Raw genomic sequence first — 24567 nt, 5'->3', positions numbered from 1 at the left:
TATTCATATGAATCTTAAAAAAATGATGCAAGGCTTGGTTTTCTTTTTAACCAGCCTTCTTGTCTTTGTCTTTCTATTTCGAGCTCTGCTACCAACTGCATCCCCTCGCATGACCAAGCCCAAAACGGCTACGAAAGAAATCACCTATACTTATGTAGCTCTAGGAGATTCACTGACCGAAGGAGTAGGGGATAGCACCAAGCAAGGGGGCTTTGTACCCATCCTTGCCCAAAGCCTGTCCAATGAAAATGACGGCCAGTACCAGCCTGTCAACTATGGAGTAGCTGGGAATACAAGTGCTCAGATCTTAGATCGACTCAAGAAGCAAACAGACCTTCAGAAGGATCTCAAGAAGGCGCGTGTCATGACCTTAACGGTTGGGGGAAATGACCTGCGCAAAGTCGTTGTCGATCATCTGAGTGACTTTTCCCTATCGGATATCCAAAAGCCGCTCAAGAATTATACAGCGAACCTCAAAGAAATTATTACAAAGGCCAGAAAGGACAATCCCCATCTTCCCATTTATGTAGTGGGGATCTACAATCCTCTTTACCTGAATTTTCCTGAATTAACTAATATCCAGACGGCTGTCGATCGTTGGAATGAGAGGACGGAAGAAACCATCGCGCAATTTGATCTGGTCTATTTCGTCCCGATCAATGATCTGCTTTATAAAGGAATTGATGGCAAAATGGGCGTATCAGAAGTCAGTGACGGGAAGACTACCGTTATCAATGATGCCCTGTATGAAGAGGATAGCTTTCACCCTAACAATACGGGCTATGAAAAGATGAAACAAGCAATATTGGAGAAAATCAATGCCACGAAGAAAACTTGGAGTCAAAAATAATCCCATTAAAGAGAAGGTCCCCTTCCTTCAAAAAATAAATATTTGGAAATGGTTGTTTTTAGGATTGGTCAGCCTTCTCTTAGCCTTTGCTATAGTCGTGCAAGGACGCTTAGCGACGCCAAGAGAAGATGTTAGTCAGCTTCATCAGGCAGTTGGCACCAAAGATGTCAAAGTTGGAACCATGACAACGACTCGTGATCAACTCAATGATACTATCAAATCGCTACTGAAAAAATATAAGCTGTCCGACTACAAGGTCTATGCGGACAATCAGCAAATCCTATTAGAAGGGCAGTTGAGTCTCTTAGGGAAGGATTATCCCTTATATATTTACTTTCAACCATCCAAATTGGAAAACGGGAACATCCTCTTGACGGTGAAGGATTTTTCAGTCGGAACCTTTCAAATTCCTCAAAAAATGGTTTTGCGACTTTTAAGCAAAAATAAAAATATCCCAGATTTTATCCAGATTTCTCCAAAGGAGTCTACCATTACCATTGTACTACCAAAAATTGACAATGATTTTGGAATTTACGTCAAGGCCAATACCATTGACCTCTATAACGATAAGATCGTTTTTGATTTGTATCAGAAGAAGTAGGGTGGAAGAGGCTATTCAAATTGAATTCAAAGTCATCTTAAAAACTTTCCTTAGGCTCAATAATTCTGAGTGCTAGAAACAACCGTGTTTCTAGCACTTTTCTCATGACAAAAAGTTTCATTATATGATGTGTTTAAATGATCCTAATTGTTTATATCATTATAATTTTTTTAAGAGCATCTCGGTTTTCTTATGTAAAAACAGGATGTCTATAGACTAAGTAGAATCAAAAGCTTTATTTTGTTCTATTCAAAAAATTCAGAATATTGTAGAAAATTCTTGACATTGCTTTTTCCCTATGCTAAAATACTAAACAAGACATTGAACAAAGGAGAAAGTCAAACATGAAAACAGCTAAGTTTATTCAATTTGCTTTGTTGTTGAGGTATAAGGGCTAGTGCAGAAGCATTAGTCCTGTTTGGCTTACCAAGCGGGCAAAAACATCTCGCTTGGTTAACCGAGTGAGATGTTTTTCTTTATATCCACTACATAGAAATGAGGAGACCCTATGCGTAAAGTTGAATTTTTAGATACCAGCCTTCGGGATGGCGAACAGACTCCAGGAGTTAATTTTTCTATCAAAGAAAAGATTGCTATTGCCAAACAATTGGAAAAATGGGGCATTTCTGCTATTGAAGCAGGTTTTCCTGCAGCTAGTCCTGACTCCTTCACAGCTGTTCAAGAGATTGCCAAGGTCTTGACCAAGACAGCCGTGACAGGTTTGGCCCGTTCTGTCAAATCAGATATTGATGCTTGTTATGAAGCCTTGAAGGATGCTAAGTATCCACAAATTCACGTCTTTATCGCAACCAGTCCGATTCACCGGGAGTTTAAACTCAATAAGACAAAGGAAGAAATCCTTGAAACGATCAAAGAGCACGTTTCTTACGCTCGCTCAAAATTTGAGATTGTGGAATTCTCGCCAGAAGATGCTACCCGGACAGAATTGGATTTCCTCTTGCAAGTCGTACAGACTGCAGTCGATGCTGGTGCTAGCTATATCAACATTCCTGATACAGTCGGTTTCACGACACCAGCGGAGTACGGTGCCATTTTCAAATACTTGATTGACCATGTCAAGACAGATCGCGAGATTATCTATTCACCTCATTGCCATGATGACCTAGGTATGGCCGTGGCGAATAGCCTCGCTGCTGTTAAAAATGGTGCCCGTCGTGTCGAAGGAACCATTAATGGAATCGGGGAGCGGGCCGGCAATGCGGCACTTGAAGAAGTAGCGGTTGCTCTCAATATCCGTGAAGACTATTTCCAAGTTGAAAGTCCGATTGTCCTTAATGAAACCATCAACACTTCTGAGTTGGTCTCTCGTTACTCTGGTATTCCAATTCCTAAAAACAAGGCGGTTGTTGGTGGCAATGCCTTCTCACACGAGTCTGGGATTCACCAAGACGGGGTTCTTAAAAATCCTCTTACTTATGAAATCATCACCCCTGAGCTGGTGGGTGTCAAGAGCAATAGCCTCCCTCTTGGAAAATTGTCTGGTCGCCATGCCTTTGTCGAAAAACTGCATGAGTTGGGACTGGAATTTACAGAAGAGGACATCAAGCCATTGTTTGCTAAGTTCAAATCTCTGGCAGACAAGAAACACGAGATCACAGATGCCGATATCCGCGCCCTTGTTGCCGGTACAGCAGTGGAAAATCCAGAAGGATTCCAATTTAATGATCTCCGCTTAACCACCAATGCAGACGAAACGATTACAGCAGCGGTTAGCCTCCGCAATGAAGAAGGGGAAGTACTTGAATTCCTTGCCAATGGTCAAGGATCGGTTGAAGCCATCTTTAATGCGATTGATAAATTCTTCAACCAAACCGTTCGCTTGACATCGTATAATATCGATGCAGTTACAGATGGGATCGATGCCCAAGCCCGTGTCTTGGTATCCGTGGAAAATGTCGATACAGATACGATTTTCAATGCCTCTGGTTTGGACTTCGACGTATTGAAAGCCTCTGCCATCGCTTATATCAATGCCAACACGCTGGTTCAAAAAGAGAATGCGGGTGAGATGGGACGAGCTGTCTCCTACCGTGATCTTCCACAAGCCTAAGAGGAAATGAACATGACAAAGAAAATTGTAACACTTGCAGGAGATGGGATTGGCCCTGAGATCATGGTAGCTGGACTAGAGGTCCTCGCAGCCGTCGCTCCAAAAATCGGCTTTGATTATAGTCTAGAAGACAAAGCTTTTGGGGGTGCTGGGATTGATGCCGCTGGCCACCCTCTTCCCCAAGATACTCTAAAAGCAGCTAAAGGAGCGGATGCTATTCTTCTCGCAGCCATCGGGAGTCCGGAATACGACAATGCTCCTGTTCGTCCAGAACAAGGCCTGCTCGCTATTCGCAAGGAATTAAATCTCTTTGCCAATATTCGTCCTGTACGGATTTTTGACGCCTTGAAACACTTGTCTCCTTTGAAACCAGAGCGTATCGAGGGTGTCGACTTCGTGGTCGTGCGTGAATTGACAGGTGGGATTTATTTTGGAGAGCATATCTTGAAAGAAGATACAGCGCGCGATATCAACGATTACAGTGCAGAAGAAATCCGTCGGATTATGCGCCAAGCCTTCAAGATCGCGCAAGGACGTGGCAAGAAAGTGACCAGTATCGATAAGCAAAATGTCCTTGCAACTTCTAAATTGTGGCGCCTAGTGGCAGAAGAAGTTGCGAAAGAATTTCCAGATGTGACCTTAGAGCACCAGCTTGTCGATAGTGCGGCCATGATCATGATTACCAATCCAGCCCGCTTTGATGTTGTAGTGACAGAGAATCTATTCGGAGATATCTTATCTGATGAATCGAGCGTACTTCCAGGAACACTAGGCGTGATGCCATCTGCTAGTCATTCTGAACAAGGACCAAGTATGTACGAACCGATTCATGGTTCAGCACCTGATATTGCTGGTCAAGGCATTGCCAATCCAATTTCCATGATCCTGTCCGTTGCCATGATGCTCCGAGACAGTTTTGGAGAAACAGCAGGTGCAGAAATGATCGAAGAAGCTGTCAATCAAACCTTGAATCAAGGAATCTTGACACGGGATCTAGGTGGTAAGGCTTCTACTGCAGAGATGACTGCAGCCATTATTGGGAATCTCTAAAATGACATGGAGAGATCGCTGTTTAGTTCTTATTGCTATTTGGAATAGTATCGTATTTCTGACCTATGGTTTAGATAAACGAAAAGCTATCCAAAAGAGGTGGCGGATTCCTGAAAAGGTCCTGTTACTTGAGAGCTGGCTGCTTGGTGGATTCGGAGCTCTACTAAGTGGATATCTCTTTCACCACAAGGTGCGGAAATGGTATTTTCAAGCTACCTGGTGGGGCAGTAGCCTTCTTTTAGCAGGTGCCCTCTTTCTAATCCTTCAATGGATTTCCTAACAAGAAGATAAATGGAGAAAGACGATGAGTGGAAAATCTATCTTTGATAAACTTTGGGCCCGCCACGTGATTACAGGAGTGGAAGGACAACCCCAACTCATGTATGTGGACCAACACTACATTCACGAAGTGACGAGTCCGCAAGCCTTTCAAGGATTACGGGACGCAGGACGCAAGGTCCGACGACCTGATTTAACCTTTGGAACCTTTGATCACAATGTTCCAACGGTCAATATTTTTGATATTCGAGATGTGATTTCAAAAGCCCAGATTGATAAATTAGCTGAGAATGTGGTGGACTTTGGGATTGATCATGCAGCCCATGGTTCTGCTAAGCAAGGAATCGTTCATATGGTGGGCCCTGAAACCGGTCGGACCCAGCCTGGAAAATTTATTGTCTGTGGAGACAGCCATACCGCAACCCACGGAGCTTTTGGTGCCATTGCCTTTGGGATTGGAACCAGTGAAGTGGAGCATGTCTTTGCTACCCAAACCATCTGGCAAGTCAAACCAAAGAAAATGTTGGTTGAATTCACCGGAACCCCACAAAAAGGGATCTATTCAAAGGATTACATCCTAGCTTTGATAGCGCGCTACGGTGTTGCTTGTGGAGTTGGCTATGTCGTAGAGTATCGGGGAGAAGCAATTGATCGCTTGACCATGGAAGAACGCATGACCATCTGTAACATGTCAATCGAGTTCGGATCCAAAATGGGGATCATGAATCCAGATGAGACGACTTTTGACTACCTCCGGGGACGCGAATGTGTGCCAGATGATTTTGAGGCTGCAGTAGCTGATTGGAAGACTCTGGTAAGTGATGACGACGCCGTTTATGATAAGGTCATCCGTATGGATGTATCTGATCTTGCTCCGATGGTGACTTGGGGAACCAACCCTTCTATGGGAGTGGACTTCGAGACTCCTTTTCCAGAGATTCGCGACATGAATGATGAACGGGCTTATCATTATATGGATCTAGAACCTGGTCAAAAACCAGCAGACATTGAATTAGGCTATATCTTTATCGGTTCTTGTACCAATGCGCGTCTCAGCGATTTGGAGTTGGCAGCCAAGTTTGTGAAAGGCAAAAAAATTGCGCCAAACTTAACTGCTATTGTGGTACCTGGCTCTCGTCCGGTTAAGCAAGCTGCCGAAAAATTAGGCTTAGACAAGATCTTCATGGATGCGGGCTTTGAATGGCGTGATCCAGGATGCTCCATGTGTCTAGGAATGAACCCAGACAAGGTTCCAGATGGGGTCCACTGTGCTTCTACTAGCAACCGGAACTTTGAAGATCGTCAAGGATTTGGAGCCAAAACCCATCTCTGTAGCCCAGCAATGGCCGCTGCAGCAGCAATAGCTGGTCGCTTTGTCGACGTGCGCCAAATGCCGGAAGTCGAGTAAAAGGAGGAAGCATGGAGAAATTTACCATTTATACGGGAACTACGGTTCCCTTGATGAACGATAATATTGATACTGACCAAATCCTCCCCAAGCAATTCTTAAAGTTAATTGATAAAAAAGGTTTTGGGAAATACCTCATGTATGCTTGGCGCTATTTGGATGACCAATACACCGAGGATCCAGATTTTATCTTTAACAAGCCAGAATACCGCAAGGCAACCATTTTGATCACTGGTGACAATTTTGGGGCTGGGTCCTCTCGGGAGCACGCAGCCTGGGCTTTAGCTGATTATGGCTTTAAAGTCGTTATCGCCGGATCCTTCGGAGATATCCATTACAATAATGAGCTCAATAATGGCATGCTGCCGATTGTCCAACCACTAGAGGTTCGTCAAAAATTGGCAAGTTTGAAGCCGACAGATCCAGTGACGGTGGATTTGGAAGAGCAGAAGATCATCTCTCCCGTTGGAGAGTTTCACTTTGAGATCGATCAAGATTGGAAGCACAAATTGCTCAACGGGTTGGATGATATCGGGATTACGCTTCAGTATGAAGACTTGATTGCAGCTTATGAGAAGAACCGGCCAGCTTACTGGCAATGATAAAATTGTATATCGAATTACGAATTTTCTGAAAATATATTGAATTTGAGACTATTTTTTGATACAATACTAAAAAGAATAGAAAAGGAAAGAGACTTATGACAAAACACATTCAATGGGACGGACAACTTTCACAAGAAGGATTTGATATTCTTAAAGGAGAGGGTGGCTGTATCGTCTGCCCTACCAAAGTTGGCTACATCATCATGACCAGTGACAAGGCTGGCTTGGAACGGAAATTCGAAGCCAAAGACCGCAACCGCAACAAACCAGGTGTGGTTCTCTGCGGAAGTATGGATGAACTTCGTGCTCTTGCGCAATTGAATCCTGAAATTGAAGCCTTCTACCAAAAACATTGGGATGAAGATATCTTGCTTGGTTGTATCCTTCCTTGGCGTGAAGATGCCTATGCAAAATTGCAAGCTTTCGGAGATGGACGTGAAGAACTCATGACAGACGTTCGTGGAACTTCATGCTTTGTCATCAAATTTGGTAAAGCTGGTGAGCAAATCGCCAAAGAAATGTGGGAAAAAGAAGGCAAAATGGTTTACGCTTCTTCAGCCAACCCTTCCGGTAAAGGTAACCGCGGGAAGGTTGAAGGAATCGGTGAGCGTATCGAAGGTGCTGTGGACTTGGTCATCGAAGCCGATGATTATGTAGCTTCTATCCAACCTGACAAGACCATTGAAACTCGCTATGAACAAGGTGTGATGGTCTCTATGGTTGATGCGGAAGGAAAATTGATCCCAGAACAAGGAGCAGGTAGCCGTTCTGTCAATACGTGTCCAGTTGTGATCCGTAAAGGATTGGATATCGATAAGATCATGATGCACTTATCTGATCATTTCAACTCTTGGAACTACCGCCAAGGGGAATACTATTAAGAAACAGAAAAAAGCATTCCATTTGGGATGCTGTTTTTGTGAAAGGTTAAAAGATGGTATAATAGAGTCAAACGATGTTCCATTAGAAGAGGAGTTAGTATGGTCTCCAGAAAAGCATTTATCGACAAAGCCAATCAGGAAGGTTTTTCCTTCAACATCCAAATCCCATGGTGGCGGTACAATAACTTCAAGTCATTGGTTTGGAGAAAAAGGCTCTCTGAGGAGCAACTCTATCAGATTTTTCTTTTACTTTGTAGAGAGGTAGAACACCGGCAAATGAAAGTAGTAGCGGATAAGAGGAAGTATCAGACTGGATTTTATGTAGCTGCATGCAATGGTCGGGAGTTTCGCTTTGAGTTTGCTTTCAAAAAGAACCAAGAACTAAGAGTTTATAATTTATTTGAGACTGTCAATGGTCGTAAGAAACTAACCTTGATGGACCTGCTTGATTACATAATGGATTAACTATGAATAGAAACAATCATTGTTTACGTTAGATTGACAAAAGAAAGAGTGGTTCTATGATTTCAAGAGATGCATTTTTAGAAAGAATCAATCAGGAGGGCTTCTCATTTAGTATTGACATCCCGCGCAGAAATTTTTCGGATTTTACATCATTAGTTCGGAGAAGAAGAATTTCAGAAGAAGACCTCTATCAGCTGTTTTATAACTATTGTCAGGAGCTAGAAAACTGTTTGAAAGAAGCAGGGGAGACACGACGCTTGCTCTTCAATAAATTTCCAGTTAGTCCTGTTCATGATAAATATAAAACAAAATTTGATACAGTGGCACCGAATAGACGCGAATTCCGCTTTGAGTTTGTCTTTAGCAATGACAATCGTTTAAAAGTTTATCACATGATCGAAACTGTTAATGGTCGTAGGAAAAAAACACCTATGGAAATACTGATGGACCTAGTCGATGCTTTATAATGAGGATCTGTTCAAAAGTATAAGGGGGATCAAATCAAAAAAACTAGAGCATGCGCTCTAGTTTTTTGGTTGTTGATGGGTGATGTTCTTTCCCCAAGGGATGAGATTTTCTTTTTTCTCTTTGATCCGTTGGATATTGTCCTTGTGACGAAGAATGATCAAGGTTGCTAGGGCCAAGACAATGATTGTAAAAAGCGGATCATAGCTGTTCAAGATCCATCCAGTCAAAGGAAGAAGGAGAACCGAAAGAATGGCGAGTAGCGCAACAGTAACACTCGAAAACGAAATCATACTGGTTAAATACAGGCTGGCTACAAAATAAACAGCTAAAATGAGTAGCAGGATAGGCGAGAAACCAAGTAAGACACCAGCACTCGTCGCCACTGCTTTTCCACCCTTGAATCCAGCAAAAACTGGGAAAGTGTGCCCCAAAACGGCTAAGAGACCAAAGACCATTGGCGAGATCCCCTGAATTCCAAAGAAAGTCGGAAGGAGAACGGCCAAAGTTCCTTTCAAGAAATCAATTGCAAAGACAATGATCCCAGCTTTCTTCCCTAAAATCCGAAAGGTATTGGTCGTTCCTGTATTGCCTGATCCATGTTCTCGTAAATTAATATTAAAAAAGACTTTCCCAATCCATAATCCCGAAGGAATGGAGCCTAACAGATAGGCTAAGATTAAAACACTTATTTCTTTCATCATACCTTCATTATATCAAAAAGCCATTGATAGAAAAAGCAAATTTTGGAGTTCAAGTGTGACATCTGAAGAAAGTGTTCAGCCAGCTTTTTGTACTGAGATATAGAAATCTCCATATAAAGAGAAAAAATTTTGCAAAATTTCCTAAAAAACTGTAATATAGAAAAGATGAACAAACAGGAGGTTCCTTGTGGCAAAAAAGGAAATCAATATTAATAATTATAATGACGATGCCATTCAGGTACTAGAAGGGTTGGATGCAGTCCGTAAACGTCCAGGGATGTATATCGGATCGACCGACGGAAATGGCTTGCATCACATGGTCTGGGAGATTGTGGATAATGCGGTCGATGAAGCCTTGTCTGGCTTTGGATCACAAATCGATGTAACGATTAATAAAGATGGTTCTCTATCGGTAGAAGACCAGGGACGTGGAATGCCGACCGGGATGCATGCTATGGGTAAACCAACCGTTGAGGTGATCTTTACAGTCCTCCACGCCGGAGGGAAGTTTGGTCAAGGAGGCTATAAGACATCTGGAGGTCTTCACGGAGTGGGATCTTCTGTCGTCAATGCCCTTTCTAGCTGGCTAGAGGTAGAAATTACCCGTGATGGAGCTGTCTACAAGCAACGTTTTGAAGATGGGGGAAAACCAGTTACGACCCTTGAAAAGATTGGCTCTGCTCCCAAGTCTAAGACAGGGACCAAGGTCACCTTCATGCCAGATCCAACCATCTTTTCAACGACGGATTTCAAATTCAATACCATTGCTGAGCGAATCAAAGAATCAGCCTTCTTGCTGAAGGACGTGACGCTGACGCTGACCGATCTCCGCAAGGAAGAAGACAACCATGTGGCCTTTCATTATGAAAATGGTGTCCAAGATTTCGTAGAGTACTTGAACGAAGACAAGGAAACTTTGACACCTGTTCTCTACTTTAGTGGCGAATCAGATGGTTTCCAGGTAGAAGTGGCTATGCAATACAATGATGGCTACTCAGATAATATCTTGTCCTTCGTTAATAATGTCCGCACCAAAGATGGGGGAACCCACGAGACAGGTCTGAAGTCAGCCATTACCAAGGCCATGAACGACTATGCAAGAAAGACAGGACTTCTCAAGGAAAAAGACAAAAATCTGGAAGGATCAGACTACCGCGAAGGTTTGTCTGCTGTTCTTTCAATCTTGGTCCCAGAAGCTCATTTGCAGTTTGAAGGGCAAACCAAAGACAAATTAGGAAGTCCCTTGGCTCGTCCAGTCGTTGATAGCATTGTTTCTGATAAATTGACCTTCTTCCTCATGGAAAATGGAGAGTTGGCTTCTAATCTCATTCGTAAGGCTATTAAGGCCCGTGATGCGCGTGAAGCAGCTCGAAAAGCGCGGGATGAAAGCCGAAATGGCAAGAAGAGCAAAAAGGACAAAGGACTTTTATCTGGTAAATTGACACCAGCCCAGTCTAAAAATCCTAAGAAAAATGAACTCTATCTAGTCGAAGGAGACTCTGCTGGCGGTTCTGCCAAACAAGGACGGGACCGTAAGTTCCAAGCGATTCTCCCTCTTCGTGGGAAGGTTCTCAATACTGAGAAAGCCAATATGAGTGATATTCTCAAGAACGAGGAAATCAACACCATGATCTACACCATTGGTGCAGGAGTTGGGGCAGATTTCTCTGTGGAAGATGCCAACTACGATAAGATCATTATCATGACCGATGCGGATACAGATGGTGCCCACATTCAGACCCTTCTCTTAACCTTCTTCTATCGCTATATGCGACCTTTGGTAGAAGCTGGACATGTCTACATTGCGCTTCCTCCTCTTTATAAGATGTCGAAAGGCAAAGGCAAGAAAGAAGAAGTAGCCTATGCTTGGACAGATAGCGAATTAGAAGAGTTGCGTCGGACCTTTGGCCGTGGAGCAACCCTCCAACGGTACAAAGGGTTGGGGGAAATGAATGCGGATCAGCTTTGGGAAACGACCATGAATCCAGAAACTCGTACCCTGATCCGTGTCACCATTGATGATTTAGCGCGTGCAGAACGCCGTGTCTCCGTCCTTATGGGAGATAAGGCTGCACCACGTCGTCAATGGATTGAAGATAACGTTAAGTTTACCTTAGAAGAAAATACAGTTTTTTAATCACTTTCTACTTATAAATTAAATAAGCTGGGATGTAGAAATGGTAAGGAATCGACATGAGAACTGATACAGAAATGATGAATCTGATTTTGCAGATAGCTGAGTCCTTGCAAGTGGAAGCAGTGGCCTTATCCGGTTCGCGAGTCAATCCTCGGGCACCCAAAGACGAGTTTCAAGATTATGATGTGGTCTATATCGTTGATGATCTAGAAGACCTGATTTCAGATTTATCCTGGTTGGATCAGTACGGAAATCGACTCATCGAACAGCACAACCGACTGGGACATCGTCGTCTGTATCTCATGCTCTTTGAAGACGGCAACCGTATCGATTTGACCCTCTGTCCCAAGGAGTCTATCCAAGAGTGGGTGGACAGCGAAGCAAATTTTGAAGTTATAAAAGACGACAAAGGTTTGTTTGAAGCCTATCAGCCTAATTCCAAGCGCTATTGGACCGTTCCGCCTACTGAAGAGGAATTTGCAGCATCCTGCAATGAATTTTGGTGGGTATCGGCTTATGTCGTAAAGGCCATTCGAAGAAATCAGCTTATTTATGCGACCGACCACCTCTATGGCATTTGTCAGCAAGAACTTTTCAAGGTCTTAGCTTGGCAGGTGACAAGCGATAGGGGAGTAGTTGACATCGGAAAGAACTACAAGCACCTCTTCCAGTATCTACCAGCTGAGCAAGAGAAGGAGTACTCAGCTTTGCTTGATTTATCTAGTTTCGATAAAATCACTAAGTCTTTATTTGCTACCATGGGGCTATTCAATCGAGAAGCTCAAATTCTGGCCCAAAAGATGGGGTTTACTTACGATAAGGAAGTAGCAGAAAAAATGACTTCTTATGCTAAAGAGAAACTTTCTAATCATTAATGAATCTATTTTAAACATCAGAAAGGAACGTTTGGTTACTTGGTGTGACTGAATTCCTTTTTCTACAAAAGACTACTCAACATTCTTTGAAAGGAGTTGAACACGCCCTGAGTGCTGTGTGAAAAAGATAAATTTCTTATTTTCACTTTGTATTTTACGGGCTTTGTATCTTATGTCTAATATTCAAAATATGTCCTTGGAGGACATCATGGGGGAGCGCTTTGGTCGCTACTCCAAATACATTATTCAAGAACGGGCTCTTCCTGATATTCGGGATGGCTTGAAACCAGTTCAACGGCGGATTCTTTATTCGATGAATAAGGATGGCAATACCCATGACAAGGGCTACCGCAAGTCTGCCAAGTCTGTTGGTAATATCATGGGGAATTTCCACCCTCACGGGGACATTTCCATCTATGATGCCATGGTCCGCATGTCTCAGGACTGGAAAAATCGTGAGATCCTAGTCGAAATGCACGGAAACAATGGTTCCATGGACGGTGATCCACCGGCAGCCATGCGTTATACGGAAGCTCGTTTGTCTGAAATTGCGGGTTATCTTTTGCAAGATATCGAAAAGAATACAGTGCCTTTTGCCTGGAACTTTGATGATACGGAAAAAGAGCCAACGGTTTTGCCGGCAGCCTTTCCAAACCTCTTGGTCAATGGGGCAACAGGGATTTCAGCTGGTTACGCGACAGACATTCCGCCACACAACCTTGCTGAAGTCATTGATGCCGTGGTCTATATGATCGACCATCCATCTGCCAAGGTAGACAAGCTCATGGAGTTTCTACCTGGACCGGATTTCCCAACTGGTGCCATTATCCAAGGCCGGGATGAGATTAAGAAAGCCTATGAAACTGGTAAGGGTCGGGTGGTTGTCCGCTCTAAAACCGAGATTGAGCAGCTCAAAGGAGGCAAGCAGCAAATTGTTGTTACCGAGATCCCTTATGAGATCAACAAGGCTGTCTTGGTCAAGAAAATTGATGATGTCCGTGTCAACAACAAGGTTGCTGGTATCGCTGAGGTTCGGGATGAGTCTGACCGAGATGGTCTTCGTATTGCCATTGAGCTCAAAAAAGATGCCAATGCAGACTTGATCTTGAACTACTTGTTCAAGTATACGGACTTGCAGGTCAACTATAACTTCAATATGGTGGCGATTGACAATTATACCCCTCGTCAAGTGGGGATTATACCGATTCTCTCTAGCTACATTGCTCACCGTCGGGATATCATTGTCGCTCGCTCGCGCTTTGATAAGGAAAAGGCAGAACGACGGCTCCACATCGTAGAGGGCTTGATCCGCGTGATTTCCATCCTCGATGAAGTCATTGCCTTGATCCGCGCTTCTGAAAACAAGGCAGATGCCAAGGAAAACCTCAAGGTCAGCTACGATTTCACGGAAGAACAAGCAGAAGCTATTGTTACTTTGCAATTGTACCGTTTGACCAATACGGATATCGTGACATTGGAAGAAGAGCATGCCAGTCTCAAGGAGCAAATCGCGACCTTGGCAGCCATCATTGGGGATGAACGGACTATGTTTAACCTCATGAAGAAGGAATTGCGTGAAGTCAAGAAGCTCTTTGGTAACCCTCGTCGCAGTGAGTTGCAAGACACTGCTAAAACGATTGAGATCGATACAGCTAGTCTGATCGTTGAAGAGGAAACCTTCGTCAGCGTGACCCGTGCGGGTTACATTAAACGGACCTCTCCTCGTTCCTTCAATGCGTCGACAGTGGAAGAAGTCGGTAAGCGGGACGACGATGAATTGATTTTCGTAGAGCCTGCTAAGACCACTCAGCATCTCTTACTCTTTACCAACTTGGGGAATGCCATTTATCGACCAATTCACGAATTGACAGATACCAAGTGGAAGGATATCGGAGAGCACCTCAGTCAAACCTTGACCAATTTCGAGCAAGAGGAAGAAATTCTCTTTGCGGAGATTGTGGATCAGTTTGAGGGAGTTACCTACTTTGCAGCAACCCAACAAGGTCAAATCAAGCGCTTTGAACGCAAGGAATTGAGCCCATGGCGGACTTATCGTTCTAAATCGACTAAGTATGCTAAGCTAAAAGATCAAGACGACCGTATCGTAGCAGTTGCGCCAGTTGTTCTTGAAGATATCATGATCATTACTAAAAATGGGTATGGGTTGCGCTTCAATGTTGAGGAGGTCCCTGTCGTAGGAGCCAAAGCAGCAGGGGTCAAAGCCATTAACCTCAAAGATGGGGACCAAGTTGTGGCCGTCTTTAAGTCAACGACGCCAAGCATGTACATTCTGACTCATAGAGGTAGTCTGAAACGGATGTTACAAGACGATATTCCTGTGACCAGTCGGGCCAAACGGGGACTACAGGTCTTGCGTGAGTTGAAAAATAAACCACACCGCGTCTTCAAGGCAGGTCCAGTCTTCACTGACCAGGGAGATTTTGATCTCTTTACGAGCCAAGATGAAGTGGCAGAACAAGATCAAATTCTTCAGATCACTTCTACAACAGGGCAGGTGACAGAAATTGATTTGACGCAATTAAGCATTTCTGAAAGAACAAGCAATGGATCCTTTGTCAACGATACCATTTCGGATCAAGAAGTTTTTTCAGCTACCATCAAATAAAAGAAAGCGTCGGTCCATTCTAGGACTGACTTTCTTTAAAAATAAATTTTCTGAAAATTGAAAATTTCGCTTGAAATTCTCATGAAATGGTGTACAATAGTGTACATAGATTGAGAAACTGAATCGACCTGCATCAGATCGACTAGGAATAGAAAGAATTAAAAGGAGCATTATCATGACAGTATCACTTGATTGGGAAAACCTTGGCTTTTCATATATGAAATTACCTTATCGCTATTTGGCATATTATCGCAATGGAGCTTGGGAAAAAGGGGAATTGACAGAAGATGCGACTTTGCATTTGTCCGAATCTTCTCCAAGTTTGCATTACGGTCAGCAAGCCTTTGAAGGGTTGAAAGCCTACCGTACAAAAGATGGAAGTATCCAATTGTTCCGTCCAGATCAAAACGCTAAACGTTTGCAACGCACAGCAGATCGGTTGCTGATGCCTCAAGTACCTGTTGACATGTTTGTAGATGCTTGTAAGGCAGTGGTAAAAGCCAATGAAGAGTATGTTCCACCATATGGTACAGGAGCTACCCTTTACCTTCGTCCACTTTTGATTGGGGTTGGTGATATTATTGGTGTGCATCCAGCAGATGAGTATATCTTTACCATCTTTGCCATGCCTGTCGGTAACTATTTTAAAGGTGGTTTGGTCCCAACGAACTTCTTGATTCAAGATGAGTATGACCGTGCTGCACCACATGGTACAGGGGCTGCAAAAGTTGGTGGGAACTACGCAGCTAGTATGTTGCCAGGTAAGATTGCGCATGATCGTAACTTCTCTGACGTGATTTACCTCGATCCAGCGACTCACACCAAGATTGAAGAAGTTGGTTCTGCAAACTTCTTTGGTATCACTGCTAATAACGAATTTGTGACGCCATTGAGTCCGTCTATTTTGCCATCGATCACCAAGTACTCTTTGCTTTACTTGGCAGAACACCGTCTTGGTATGACACCAATTGAAGGGGATGTCTTTATTAATGAGCTGGATCGCTTTGTAGAAGCAGGAGCTTGTGGTACCGCAGCTGTCATCTCTCCGATCGGAGGTGTTCAACACGGTGATGACTTCCATGTCTTCTATTCTGAAACAGAAGTAGGTCCTATCACACGTAAGCTCTATGACGAGTTGACCGGTATCCAATTTGGCGATGTCGAAGCGCCAGAAGGATGGATTGTCAAAGTCGATTAAACCGAAAGCATCTGAGATAAAAGTGTCCAGGCTTCAATGAGAACGAGTCTTAACGAAGGACGTAGTAGCTAAAGTTTCTCTTCATTCGCTTTTAGGCTCAAAAGAGTGCCGAATGACCTTTTCGGGGGTGGGAGAAAGAAGGAATTTCTAACTAAATTCTTTCTGCCCACTCCCTTTTCTCTTGCGTCATCAAGAGAATTTTTGTAAAATAGAAAAAGTGAAAAGAGGGTTGAAATGAGTAAAAAAGATAAGAAAATTGAGATTCAAATCGTTGATAGTAAAGTAACCGTCGGAAAAGACACTTTTGATGGATTCACTTTGTCCATTGGCAAGAAAACGATTGGTGAAATTGCAGACATGGGTGGGCAATTTGCCATTATCAAAAATGGAAATGTGGATTCTCTTTACAAAAAACTTGAAAAAGCCGTTGAAATTTTGATAGAAAATTATAATTTGAATAAATAAGGGCTTGCAATCATAATAAATCAATGGTATAATAGATCCTGTTGATTTATATGGAGAGATAGCGAAGAGGCTAAACGCGGCGGACTGTAAATCCGCTCCTTCGGGTTCGGGGGTTCGAATCCCTCTCTCTCCATTTCATTCATGGGGTATAGCCAAGCGGTAAGGCAAGGGACTTTGACTCCCTCATGCGTTGGTTCGAATCCAGCTACCCCAGTTCTTAGGTAATATCAGATAAGTGATAAAATATCTATCCAGGTATTTTATTTCTTTATAGGATGAGTCGTTAAAGATTGTAGATGATCTCATTGCGAGTGCTTGCTTAGGAAAAATAATTATAAGTATGTCAAGTTTTAGAAAACTTGATTGTTGGAGGATTTTTTAGATGAATGAATTTGAAGATTTGCTAAACAGTGTTAGCCAAGTTGAACCAGGTGACGTTGTTACTGCTGAAGTATTGACAGTTGACGCGAACCAAGCTAACGTTGCAATCTCTGGAACTGGTGTCGAAGGTGTCTTGACTCTTCGCGAATTGACAAACGATCGTGATGCTGACATCAACGACTTGGTAAAACCAGGTGAAACACTTGAATTGCTTGTTCTTCGTCAAGTAGTTGGTAAAGATACTGATACAGTAACTTACCTTGTATCTAAAAAACGTTTGGAAGCTCGCAAAGCATGGGACAAATTGGTTGGACGTGAAGAAGAAGTTGTTACTGTTAAAGGAACTCGCGCTGTTAAGGGCGGACTTTCAGTAGAATTTGAAGGACTTCGTGGATTTATTCCAGCTTCAATGCTTGATACTCGTTTTGTACGTAACACTGAACGTTTCGTAGGTCAAGAATTTGATGCTAAAATCAAAGAAGTAGATCCAAAAGAAAACCGCTTTATCCTTTCACGTCGTGAAGTTGTTGAAGCTGAATCAGCTGCAGCACGCGCAGAAGTATTTGGTAAATTGAACGTTGGTGATGTCGTAACTGGTAAAGTTGCACGTATCACAAGCTTCGGTGCCTTCATTGACCTTGGTGGTGTTGATGGATTGGTTCACTTGACAGAATTGTCACACGAACGCAACGTATCACCTAAATCAGTTGTAACTGTTGGTGAAGAAATCCAAGTGAAAGTTCTTGACTTGAACGAAGAAGAAGGTCGTGTATCACTTTCATTGAAAGCTACAACCCCTGGACCTTGGGATGGCGTTGAACAAAAATTGGCTGCTGGTGATGTTATCGAAGGAACTGTTAAACGTTTGACTGACTTCGGTGCATTCGTTGAGGTATTGCCAGGTATCGACGGACTTGTACACATCTCACAAATTTCACACAAACGTGTTGAAAATCCAAAAGATGTTCTTAAAGTTGGACAAGAAGTAACTGTTAAAGTTCTTGAAGTAAATGCTGCAGATGAACGTGTATCACTTTCTATCAAAGCTCTTGAAGAACGTCCAGCTCAAGAAGAAGGCGAAAAACAAGAAAAACGTCAATCTCGCCCACGTCGTCCAAAACAAGAAAAACGCGACTTTGATCTTCCAGAAACTCAAACTGGATTCTCAATGGCTGACTTGTTTGGCGATATCGAATTGTAATATTCAAAAAGCTTACCTCTCGGTAAGCTTTTTTTACTTGTAAAATTCTCGAGAATTTGATATACTATAACAGTTGCCACCCTTAGTGTAATGGATATCACGTAAGATTCCGGTTCTTGAGATGGGGGTTCGATTCCCTCAGGGTGGATGATTCATAACGAGGCTCCTCGGAGTCTTTTTTGCTCTTTCTTGGAGGAACATGCAATGACAGTAAAATTAATCGCCCATACCTTGATTGAGAAAGACGGGAAGTATCTGCTTATCAAACGCTCGAAAATAAAGCGAGGTCTCCCTAATGTCTATCCATCTTATTGGGATATTCCAGGTGGAAGTGTAGAAGAGAATGAATTGCCCAGAGAGGCTGCTCTACGTGAGGCTATTGAGGAGGTTAATCAAAAGCTTCGGATTAATAAGATTATCCACGAAGATAGTCAATTTGATGCCAGCAAAGATACTGTCTTTACACGCCTAGTTTATGCTGGCGAGATTTTGGAAGAGCGTGATTTTATATTAGATCCAGAAGAGCATACAGACTTTAAATGGATTTCTTCTTTGAAAGACATAGAGAGCAATCTCGTTGTGCCTTATTTGCTTGAAATCCTTGCTGACAAATCCAAATAAAGCAGCTAAAAAACATCCCCTTTTAATAAGGAGATGTTTTTTTCTTAGTTTTTAGAAGCTTCTTGGAATTCAGGGTTTTTCCATGCTTCATCAATGATTGCTTGCAATTCATCAGCAGAAGCTTTCATTTTTTGTTGTTCTGCATCGTTCAATGGGATGTTCACTGGACGTACAATACCGTGTGCACCTACGATGGCAGGTTGACCGATAAAGACGTTGCTAACACCATATTGACCTTCTTGGAATACAGAAAGTGGAAGTACTGCATTTTCATCATCAAGGATTGCTTTAGTGATACGAGCAAGGGCAACAGCGATACCGTAGTATGTAGCACCTTTTTTGTTGATGATAGTGTAAGCAGCATCACGAACGCCTTCAAACAATTCGATCAATTCAGTTTCTTGAACGTTTTGAGTGTCTTTAAGGAATTCTTCAAGGTTTACACCAGCGATGTTAGCGTGTGACCATACAGCGAATTCTGAGTCTCCATGTTCACCCATGATGTAGGCGTGCACTGAACGAGCATCAACGTCCAATTTTTCAGCAAGTGCTTGACGGAAACGAGCTGAGTCAAGAGAAGTACCAGAACCGATAACGCGTTCTTTAGGGAATCCTGAGAATTTCCATGTAGAGTATGTCAAAACGTCAACTGGGTTAGCAGCTACAAGGAAGATACCGTTAAATCCTGATTCAATAACTTGTGTTACGATTGATTTGTTAATGGCAAGGTTTTTACCAACAAGATCAAGGCGAGTTTCACCTGGTTTTTGAGGAGCACCTGCAGTAATTACAACAAGGTCAGCATCCGCACAGTCAGCGTACTCAGCCGCATAGATCTTCTTAGGTGAAGTGAAGGCAAGGGCGTGGCTAAGGTCAAGCGCATCTCCGACAGCTTTTTCGTGCAATTGAGGAATTTCGATAATTCCAAGCTCTTGTGCAATTCCTTGGTTGACAAGTGCAAATGCATAAGATGAACCTACGGCACCGTCACCGACAAGGATAACTTTTTTGTGTTGTTTAGTCAAATCCATGAGTCTAAACGTCTCCTTCATTTTTTTTTGAGATAGATTCTCATACGACTTCATTCTACCACTTTTGAAAGTCTTTGTCATCTGAAACAGTATGAATCCTTGATGTAAACGTTTTTACGTTTGTGTTCCTAAGAAGAAAAATAGGCTAAAATGTGTTATAATAGTATGGTGAATTAAGTAAAGAGAGGCATTTTTTGAATGCAGGATAATAATCTAATTGATGTGAATTTAACATCAGAAATGAAGACGAGTTTTATCGATTATGCGATGAGTGTTATCGTAGCTCGTGCCCTACCTGATGTTCGGGATGGTTTAAAACCCGTTCACCGTCGTATTTTGTATGGTATGAATGAATTGGGTGTTACGCCAGATAAACCACATAAGAAGTCAGCCCGTATCACAGGGGATGTTATGGGTAAATACCACCCACACGGGGATTTCTCTATTTATGAAGCCATGGTTCGGATGGCGCAATGGTGGAGTTATCGCTACATGTTAGTGGACGGTCATGGAAACTTTGGTTCTATGGACGGTGATGGCGCCGCTGCTCAACGGTATACAGAAGCCCGTATGAGTAAGATTGCTCTTGAAATGTTGCGGGATATCAATAAAAATACAGTTGATTTCGCTGATAACTATGATGCTAGCGAGCGCGAACCTTTGGTCTTACCTGCACGTTTCCCTAACCTTCTCGTCAATGGTGCTACTGGTATTGCCGTTGGGATGGCAACCAATATTCCTCCTCACAATTTGGGAGAAACCATTGATGCAGTGAAGCTGATGATGGATAATCCGGAGGTAACGACCCGTGAACTTATGGAAGTTCTTCCTGGTCCAGATTTTCCGACAGGTGCTTTGGTCATGGGGAAATCAGGTATCCACAAAGCCTATGAAACAGGAAAAGGATCAATCGTTCTTCGTTCTCGTACAGAGATTGAAGTGACCAAGAGTGGCCGTGAACGGATTGTTGTTACTGAGTTCCCTTATATGGTCAATAAAACCAAGGTGCACGAGCACATCGTTCGCTTGGTGCAAGAAAAACGGATCGAAGGGATTACAGCTGTACGTGATGAATCAAACCGTGAAGGGGTTCGTTTTGTGATTGAGGTCCGCCGAGATGCTTCGGCTAACGTTATTTTGAACAACCTCTTTAAGATGACACAAATGCAAACCAATTTTGGATTCAATATGTTGGCGATCCAAAATGGAGTTCCAAAGGTTCTTTCTCTTCGCCAAATTTTAGGTGCTTATATTGAGCACCAGAAAGAAGTGGTGACTCGACGGACCATCTTTGATAAAGAAAAAGCGGAAGCACGTGCCCATATCTTAGAAGGTTTGCTCATCGCCTTGGATCACATCGATGAAGTGATCCGGATTATCCGCAATAGCCAGACAGACGCTGAAGCACAAGCTGAATTGATGTCTAAATTCAAGCTTTCTGAACGTCAAAGTCAAGCCATTTTGGACATGCGTCTTCGTCGTTTGACCGGTTTGGAACGAGACAAGATCCAGAGTGAATATGACGACTTGGTTGCCCTGATTGCTGATTTGGCTGATATTTTGGCTAAACCAGAGCGTGTGGCGACTATCATCAAGGAAGAATTAGAAGAAGTCAAACGCAAGTTTGGCGATGCTCGTCGAACTGAGTTGATGGTAGGGGAAGTTCTTTCTCTTGAAGATGAGGACTTGATTGAAGAAACAGATGTCTTAATTACCCTTTCTAATAAAGGATACATCAAACGTTTGGACCAAGCTGAATTTACTGCACAAAAACGTGGTGGACGTGGGGTCCAAGGAACCGGTGTGAAGGACGATGACTTTGTTCGTGAATTGGTTTCTACGAGCACCCATGATCATTTGCTCTTCTTTACCAATAAGGGGCGTGTCTATCGTCTGAAAGGTTATGAGATTCCAGAATATGGCCGGACAGCTAAAGGATTACCAATCGTCAACCTCTTAAAATTGGACGAAGGTGAATCGATTCAAACCATTATCAATGTGGAGCAAGATCGCAGTGATGAGTCTTATCTCTTCTTTACGACGCGACAAGGTGTAGTCAAGCGCACTAACGTAGCAGAATTTTCAAATATCCGTCAGAACGGTCTGAAAGCTCTGAACCTACGGGACGAGGATGAATTGATCAATGTCTTCCTTACAGATGGCAATACTGACGTCATTATCGGTACCAAATATGGATATTCAGTCCGCTTTAATGAGGCAGTAGTTCGGAATATGGGACGTTCTGCTACAGGTGTACGTGGTGTGAATCTCCGTGATGGAGACAAGGTTGTTGGGGCAAGTGTTATTACCGACCAGGACGAAGTATTGGTCATTACTGAAAAAGGGTATGGTAAGCGGACGATAGCTGGCGAATACCCAACCAAGGGCCGTGGTGGTAAAGGAATCAAAACAGCCAATATTACAGAGAAAAATGGTCCGTTAGCTGGTCTTTTAACCGTTAAAGGGGATGAAGATCTGATGATCATTACCGATACCGGAGTTATGATCCGGACAGGTGTGGCTGACATTTCTCAAACGGGTCGTTCGACTCAGGGTGTGAAAGTCATGAGACTGGATCAGGATGCGAAAATTGTGACCTTTACAACTGTCCAGCCTGATGAAAAAGATGAAGAAGTAGTGGAAGAAAACGAATAGATAAGGGGACAGCATGTCACGCAAAAGAAAAAAGAAAAAGAGTTTACGCAATACTCTTATCAACATCGTTGCAACACTTTTGATTATTCTCTCGCTTCTCTTGATTTTCAATGCTCCGATCCGAAACATGATTATGGTTTGGCATACCAACCAATATCAGGTTAGCAAGGTCGATAAAAAAACCATTGATAAGAATAAAGAAGTGAAGACGAGCTTTGATTTCCAACATGTCCAGTCACTTTCGACGGAAGCTGTCATCAATGCCCAATGGCAAGCTCAAAAACTACCAGTAATTGGGGGAATTTCGATTCCTGAATTAAACATGAACCTTCCGATCTTTAAGGGGCTTGAAAATGTAGCCCTCTACTACGGAGCAGGGACCATGAAGGAAAACCAAGTCATGGGACAAGGCAATTATTCTCTTGCTAGTCACCACGTATTTGGCCTAACTGGAGCAAATGCCATGTTATTCTCACCATTAGAGAAAGCCAAGGCGGGTATGAAGATCTACATCACGGATAAAGAAAAAATCTATACTTATGTCATCTCGTCTGTTGAGACAGTGACTCCGGACCGTGTAGATGTTATTCAAGATCGTGAAGGCGTTAATGAGATCACCTTGGTGACCTGTGAGGATGCTGCAGCGACTTACCGTACGATTGTAAAAGGAAATTTGGAAACCTCTGTTGACTATGACAAGGCTCCAAAAGACATCCTGGATTCATTCAGCAAGTCTTATAATCAAATGCAACTTTAAGAAAATAAAGCCCGAGACAGAAATGTCTGGGCTTTTTCTATGTAGGAAGCTAGGAGAAATTCTTGTAAAATTGTAAGAGATTGGTAATATAATGTAAGGAACTTGTCATAATATTAAGGGAAAATCAGTATATAATAAAGGGGAAAGAGTATGATAAGGAGGTAGAATAGTGACAAAAGAGCGAATTTATCATCTCTTGCATCATTTCTATAATCTCTTAGTAAACGATTTTCCACGAAATGGTTTAATTACGAAAGGAATCTATGAAGTAGAGCAGGTCTACCAAGCTTTAGAGGCCATTCCTCAGAGCCAGGAGTACTTGATTCGCTGTGAAATTCAACAGTTTTTAAAAGAGCTTGAACAAGTTCAAACAGGTTACCAGATCCGCTTTAATAAAGATGAAGTCTTAGTGTTAGATGATTTGAAGGAAGAAATCGCCTGTAAATAATGCAAGGTCGTCGTTTTCTCTATTTATTACGAATTAATAAGTGAGGAGGAAATTATGTACGACATATCATTTATTGAACCATCTTTGCTTCCTAGAGAACGTTTGGTTTCTGAAGGGGTAGATAAGCTGAGTCATCAAGAATTGCTATCCATTCTCTTACGGACAGGTAATAAGAAAAAAAGCGTTTATGAGATTGCACAAGGTCTTTTGAGTTCGGTTAATAGTTTAAAGGAGTTAAGTCAATTAACCCTAGAGGAGCTACAGGAAATCTCAGGTATTGGCCGGGTGAAGGCCATCGAACTTCAGGCTGTGATTGAGTTTGGACGAAGGATTCATAAAGACGAATTGATGAGTTCTGAACAGATCATGAGCAGCCAGAAATTGGCCCATAAAATTCAACAGGAAATCGGCCATAAGAAACAGGAGCACCTGGTTGCCCTCTATTTAAATACGCAGAATGAAATTATTCATCAGCAGACCATTTTTATTGGAACCGTGAATCGAAGTATTGCGGAGCCACGTGAAATCCTGCATTATGCACTGAAGCACATGGCAACCTCTATCATCTTGGCTCACAATCATCCATCTGGTGCCGTATTTCCCAGTAAAAATGATGATGAAGTAACGCAACGAGTTTTAGAGGCCTGTGAAGTGATGGGTTTAACCCTATTGGATCACTTGATTGTATCTGAAGAAAACTATTATAGTTACCGTGAAGAGACAGATTATTTGGTATAAAAAAGAGAGTGGGACAGAAATCAGTAATTCGTTAGAATTCGATTTCGTCGTCCCA

General features: G+C 42.7%; 23 protein-coding genes and 3 tRNA genes. 24 read left to right on the top strand and 2 right to left on the bottom strand.

Annotated features, from left to right (window positions below; all coding sequences use genetic code 11):
- The first annotated feature begins 7 nt into the window (after positions 1–7).
- The 10 genes from HMPREF2686_RS07950 (at position 8) to HMPREF2686_RS07905 (ending at position 8677) form a co-directional block, all read left to right on the top strand.
- Positions 8–850: an SGNH/GDSL hydrolase family protein gene (locus HMPREF2686_RS07950; protein WP_070450147.1), complete on the top strand. Its 843-nt coding sequence runs from the start codon at positions 8–10 to the stop codon at positions 848–850.
- Positions 819–1451, top strand: a complete 633-nt coding sequence (locus HMPREF2686_RS07945) for a YpmS family protein (RefSeq protein ID WP_070450145.1) — start codon at positions 819–821, stop codon at positions 1449–1451. Before HMPREF2686_RS07950 ends, HMPREF2686_RS07945 begins: the two co-directional genes overlap by 32 nt.
- Before the next feature lie 508 nt (positions 1452–1959).
- Positions 1960–3522 carry a 2-isopropylmalate synthase gene (locus HMPREF2686_RS07940; RefSeq protein WP_049522559.1) on the top strand — a complete coding sequence of 521 codons (1563 nt, stop codon included), beginning with the start codon at positions 1960–1962 and terminating at the stop codon, positions 3520–3522.
- Between the two features lie 12 nt (positions 3523–3534).
- The gene (leuB, locus tag HMPREF2686_RS07935; protein ID WP_070450143.1) at positions 3535–4572 is read left to right on the top strand and encodes a 3-isopropylmalate dehydrogenase; all 1038 of its coding nucleotides are present in this window, start codon (positions 3535–3537) and stop codon (positions 4570–4572) included.
- 1 nt (position 4573) lies between these two features.
- Positions 4574–4852 (top strand): DUF1294 domain-containing protein, encoded by a 279-nt coding sequence (locus tag HMPREF2686_RS07930; protein WP_070450141.1) that lies wholly within the window; start codon positions 4574–4576, stop codon positions 4850–4852.
- 24 nt (positions 4853–4876) lie between these two features.
- Complete coding sequence (gene leuC / locus HMPREF2686_RS07925) at positions 4877–6259, top strand: 3-isopropylmalate dehydratase large subunit (RefSeq protein ID WP_070450138.1); 1383 nt, start codon at positions 4877–4879, stop codon at positions 6257–6259.
- Between the two features lie 11 nt (positions 6260–6270).
- Complete coding sequence (leuD, locus tag HMPREF2686_RS07920; RefSeq protein WP_070450135.1) at positions 6271–6861, top strand: 3-isopropylmalate dehydratase small subunit; 591 nt, start codon at positions 6271–6273, stop codon at positions 6859–6861.
- A 98-nt stretch (positions 6862–6959) separates the two neighbouring features.
- Entirely contained in the window at positions 6960–7745 is a 786-nt protein-coding gene (locus HMPREF2686_RS07915) for an L-threonylcarbamoyladenylate synthase (protein ID WP_070450132.1), read from the top strand.
- A gap of 99 nt (positions 7746–7844) precedes the next feature.
- Positions 7845–8210 (top strand): hypothetical protein, encoded by a 366-nt coding sequence (locus HMPREF2686_RS07910; protein ID WP_070450129.1) that lies wholly within the window; start codon positions 7845–7847, stop codon positions 8208–8210.
- 56 nt (positions 8211–8266) lie between these two features.
- A complete protein-coding gene (locus HMPREF2686_RS07905; RefSeq protein WP_070450126.1) occupies positions 8267–8677 on the top strand; it encodes a hypothetical protein in 411 nt (136 codons plus the stop codon).
- A 57-nt stretch (positions 8678–8734) separates the two neighbouring features.
- Here the strand turns inward: HMPREF2686_RS07905 and plsY are convergent, their stop codons facing one another.
- On the bottom strand, positions 8735–9379 hold the full coding sequence (gene plsY, locus HMPREF2686_RS07900; RefSeq protein ID WP_070450123.1) for a glycerol-3-phosphate 1-O-acyltransferase PlsY: 645 nt from the start codon (positions 9377–9379) through the stop codon (positions 8735–8737).
- A 187-nt stretch (positions 9380–9566) separates the two neighbouring features.
- On the opposite strand from plsY, the gene parE reads away from it, so the two are divergent.
- The 10 genes from parE (at position 9567) to HMPREF2686_RS07850 (ending at position 18883) form a co-directional block, all read left to right on the top strand.
- Positions 9567–11516 carry a DNA topoisomerase IV subunit B gene (gene parE, locus HMPREF2686_RS07895; RefSeq protein ID WP_070450120.1) on the top strand — a complete coding sequence of 650 codons (1950 nt, stop codon included), beginning with the start codon at positions 9567–9569 and terminating at the stop codon, positions 11514–11516.
- 56 nt (positions 11517–11572) lie between these two features.
- Positions 11573–12391 carry an aminoglycoside 6-adenylyltransferase gene (locus tag HMPREF2686_RS07890; RefSeq protein WP_070450117.1) on the top strand — a complete coding sequence of 273 codons (819 nt, stop codon included), beginning with the start codon at positions 11573–11575 and terminating at the stop codon, positions 12389–12391.
- A 172-nt stretch (positions 12392–12563) separates the two neighbouring features.
- Positions 12564–15017 (top strand): DNA topoisomerase IV subunit A, encoded by a 2454-nt coding sequence (parC, locus tag HMPREF2686_RS07885; protein ID WP_070450223.1) that lies wholly within the window; start codon positions 12564–12566, stop codon positions 15015–15017.
- A gap of 175 nt (positions 15018–15192) precedes the next feature.
- Positions 15193–16215 (top strand): branched-chain amino acid aminotransferase, encoded by a 1023-nt coding sequence (locus HMPREF2686_RS07880; protein ID WP_070450115.1) that lies wholly within the window; start codon positions 15193–15195, stop codon positions 16213–16215.
- A gap of 234 nt (positions 16216–16449) precedes the next feature.
- Entirely contained in the window at positions 16450–16680 is a 231-nt protein-coding gene (locus HMPREF2686_RS07875; protein ID WP_021153135.1) for a DUF2969 domain-containing protein, read from the top strand.
- A 52-nt stretch (positions 16681–16732) separates the two neighbouring features.
- A tRNA-Tyr gene (locus HMPREF2686_RS07870) sits at positions 16733–16813 on the top strand.
- Between the two features lie 9 nt (positions 16814–16822).
- A tRNA-Gln gene (locus HMPREF2686_RS07865) sits at positions 16823–16894 on the top strand.
- A 168-nt stretch (positions 16895–17062) separates the two neighbouring features.
- On the top strand, positions 17063–18262 hold the full coding sequence (gene rpsA, locus HMPREF2686_RS07860; protein WP_003011990.1) for a 30S ribosomal protein S1: 1200 nt from the start codon (positions 17063–17065) through the stop codon (positions 18260–18262).
- A gap of 76 nt (positions 18263–18338) precedes the next feature.
- A tRNA-Arg gene (locus HMPREF2686_RS07855) sits at positions 18339–18410 on the top strand.
- A gap of 56 nt (positions 18411–18466) precedes the next feature.
- A complete protein-coding gene (locus tag HMPREF2686_RS07850; RefSeq protein WP_045759394.1) occupies positions 18467–18883 on the top strand; it encodes an NUDIX hydrolase in 417 nt (138 codons plus the stop codon).
- 44 nt (positions 18884–18927) lie between these two features.
- On the opposite strand, the gene HMPREF2686_RS07845 is transcribed toward HMPREF2686_RS07850, so the two are convergent.
- Positions 18928–19914, bottom strand: a complete 987-nt coding sequence (locus HMPREF2686_RS07845) for an L-lactate dehydrogenase (RefSeq protein WP_021153137.1) — start codon at positions 19912–19914, stop codon at positions 18928–18930.
- A 198-nt stretch (positions 19915–20112) separates the two neighbouring features.
- Between HMPREF2686_RS07845 and gyrA the strand changes: the two genes are divergently transcribed.
- The 4 genes from gyrA (at position 20113) to radC (ending at position 24512) form a co-directional block, all read left to right on the top strand.
- Positions 20113–22569: a DNA gyrase subunit A gene (gene gyrA, locus HMPREF2686_RS07840; RefSeq protein WP_070450112.1), complete on the top strand. Its 2457-nt coding sequence runs from the start codon at positions 20113–20115 to the stop codon at positions 22567–22569.
- A 13-nt stretch (positions 22570–22582) separates the two neighbouring features.
- Positions 22583–23326, top strand: coding sequence for a class A sortase (locus HMPREF2686_RS07835; protein ID WP_014713268.1), 744 nt, complete (start codon positions 22583–22585; stop codon positions 23324–23326).
- Positions 23327–23495: 169 nt separating this feature from the next.
- The gene (locus HMPREF2686_RS07830; RefSeq protein WP_049474901.1) at positions 23496–23774 is read left to right on the top strand and encodes a hypothetical protein; all 279 of its coding nucleotides are present in this window, start codon (positions 23496–23498) and stop codon (positions 23772–23774) included.
- 54 nt (positions 23775–23828) lie between these two features.
- Positions 23829–24512: a RadC family protein gene (radC, locus tag HMPREF2686_RS07825; protein WP_045759397.1), complete on the top strand. Its 684-nt coding sequence runs from the start codon at positions 23829–23831 to the stop codon at positions 24510–24512.
- Positions 24513–24567: the final 55 nt, after the last annotated feature.

The sequence above is a fragment of the Streptococcus sp. HMSC057G03 genome (genome assembly GCF_001808745.1).
Classification (GTDB): Bacteria; Bacillota; Bacilli; order Lactobacillales; family Streptococcaceae; genus Streptococcus; species Streptococcus parasanguinis_Z.
The sequence above is the reverse complement of the archived record's forward strand: the minus strand, read 5'-3'. Positions and strand labels throughout refer to the sequence as shown.

Bases quoted from the DNA above. Each gene is read 5' to 3' on its own strand.
- leuD (WP_070450135.1), top strand. From the start codon at position 6,271: ATGGAGAAATTTACCATTTATACGGGAACTACGGTTCCCTTGATGAAC.
- leuB (WP_070450143.1), top strand. From the start codon at position 3,535: ATGACAAAGAAAATTGTAACACTTGCAGGAGATGGGATTGGCCCTGAG.
- leuC (WP_070450138.1), top strand. From the start codon at position 4,877: ATGAGTGGAAAATCTATCTTTGATAAACTTTGGGCCCGCCACGTGATT.
- HMPREF2686_RS07915 (WP_070450132.1), top strand. From the start codon at position 6,960: ATGACAAAACACATTCAATGGGACGGACAACTTTCACAAGAAGGATTT.
- parC (WP_070450223.1), top strand. From the start codon at position 12,564: ATGTCTAATATTCAAAATATGTCCTTGGAGGACATCATGGGGGAGCGC.
- HMPREF2686_RS07930 (WP_070450141.1), top strand. From the start codon at position 4,574: ATGACATGGAGAGATCGCTGTTTAGTTCTTATTGCTATTTGGAATAGT.
- HMPREF2686_RS07940 (WP_049522559.1), top strand. From the start codon at position 1,960: ATGCGTAAAGTTGAATTTTTAGATACCAGCCTTCGGGATGGCGAACAG.
- HMPREF2686_RS07890 (WP_070450117.1), top strand. From the start codon at position 11,573: ATGAGAACTGATACAGAAATGATGAATCTGATTTTGCAGATAGCTGAG.
- HMPREF2686_RS07875 (WP_021153135.1), top strand. From the start codon at position 16,450: ATGAGTAAAAAAGATAAGAAAATTGAGATTCAAATCGTTGATAGTAAA.
- plsY (WP_070450123.1), bottom strand. From the start codon at position 9,379: ATGATGAAAGAAATAAGTGTTTTAATCTTAGCCTATCTGTTAGGCTCC.
- radC (WP_045759397.1), top strand. From the start codon at position 23,829: ATGTACGACATATCATTTATTGAACCATCTTTGCTTCCTAGAGAACGT.
- HMPREF2686_RS07950 (WP_070450147.1), top strand. From the start codon at position 8: ATGAATCTTAAAAAAATGATGCAAGGCTTGGTTTTCTTTTTAACCAGC.
- HMPREF2686_RS07905 (WP_070450126.1), top strand. From the start codon at position 8,267: ATGATTTCAAGAGATGCATTTTTAGAAAGAATCAATCAGGAGGGCTTC.
- HMPREF2686_RS07945 (WP_070450145.1), top strand. From the start codon at position 819: ATGCCACGAAGAAAACTTGGAGTCAAAAATAATCCCATTAAAGAGAAG.
- HMPREF2686_RS07850 (WP_045759394.1), top strand. From the start codon at position 18,467: ATGACAGTAAAATTAATCGCCCATACCTTGATTGAGAAAGACGGGAAG.
- HMPREF2686_RS07880 (WP_070450115.1), top strand. From the start codon at position 15,193: ATGACAGTATCACTTGATTGGGAAAACCTTGGCTTTTCATATATGAAA.
- HMPREF2686_RS07910 (WP_070450129.1), top strand. From the start codon at position 7,845: ATGGTCTCCAGAAAAGCATTTATCGACAAAGCCAATCAGGAAGGTTTT.
- HMPREF2686_RS07835 (WP_014713268.1), top strand. From the start codon at position 22,583: ATGTCACGCAAAAGAAAAAAGAAAAAGAGTTTACGCAATACTCTTATC.
- gyrA (WP_070450112.1), top strand. From the start codon at position 20,113: ATGCAGGATAATAATCTAATTGATGTGAATTTAACATCAGAAATGAAG.
- rpsA (WP_003011990.1), top strand. From the start codon at position 17,063: ATGAATGAATTTGAAGATTTGCTAAACAGTGTTAGCCAAGTTGAACCA.
- HMPREF2686_RS07845 (WP_021153137.1), bottom strand. From the start codon at position 19,914: ATGGATTTGACTAAACAACACAAAAAAGTTATCCTTGTCGGTGACGGT.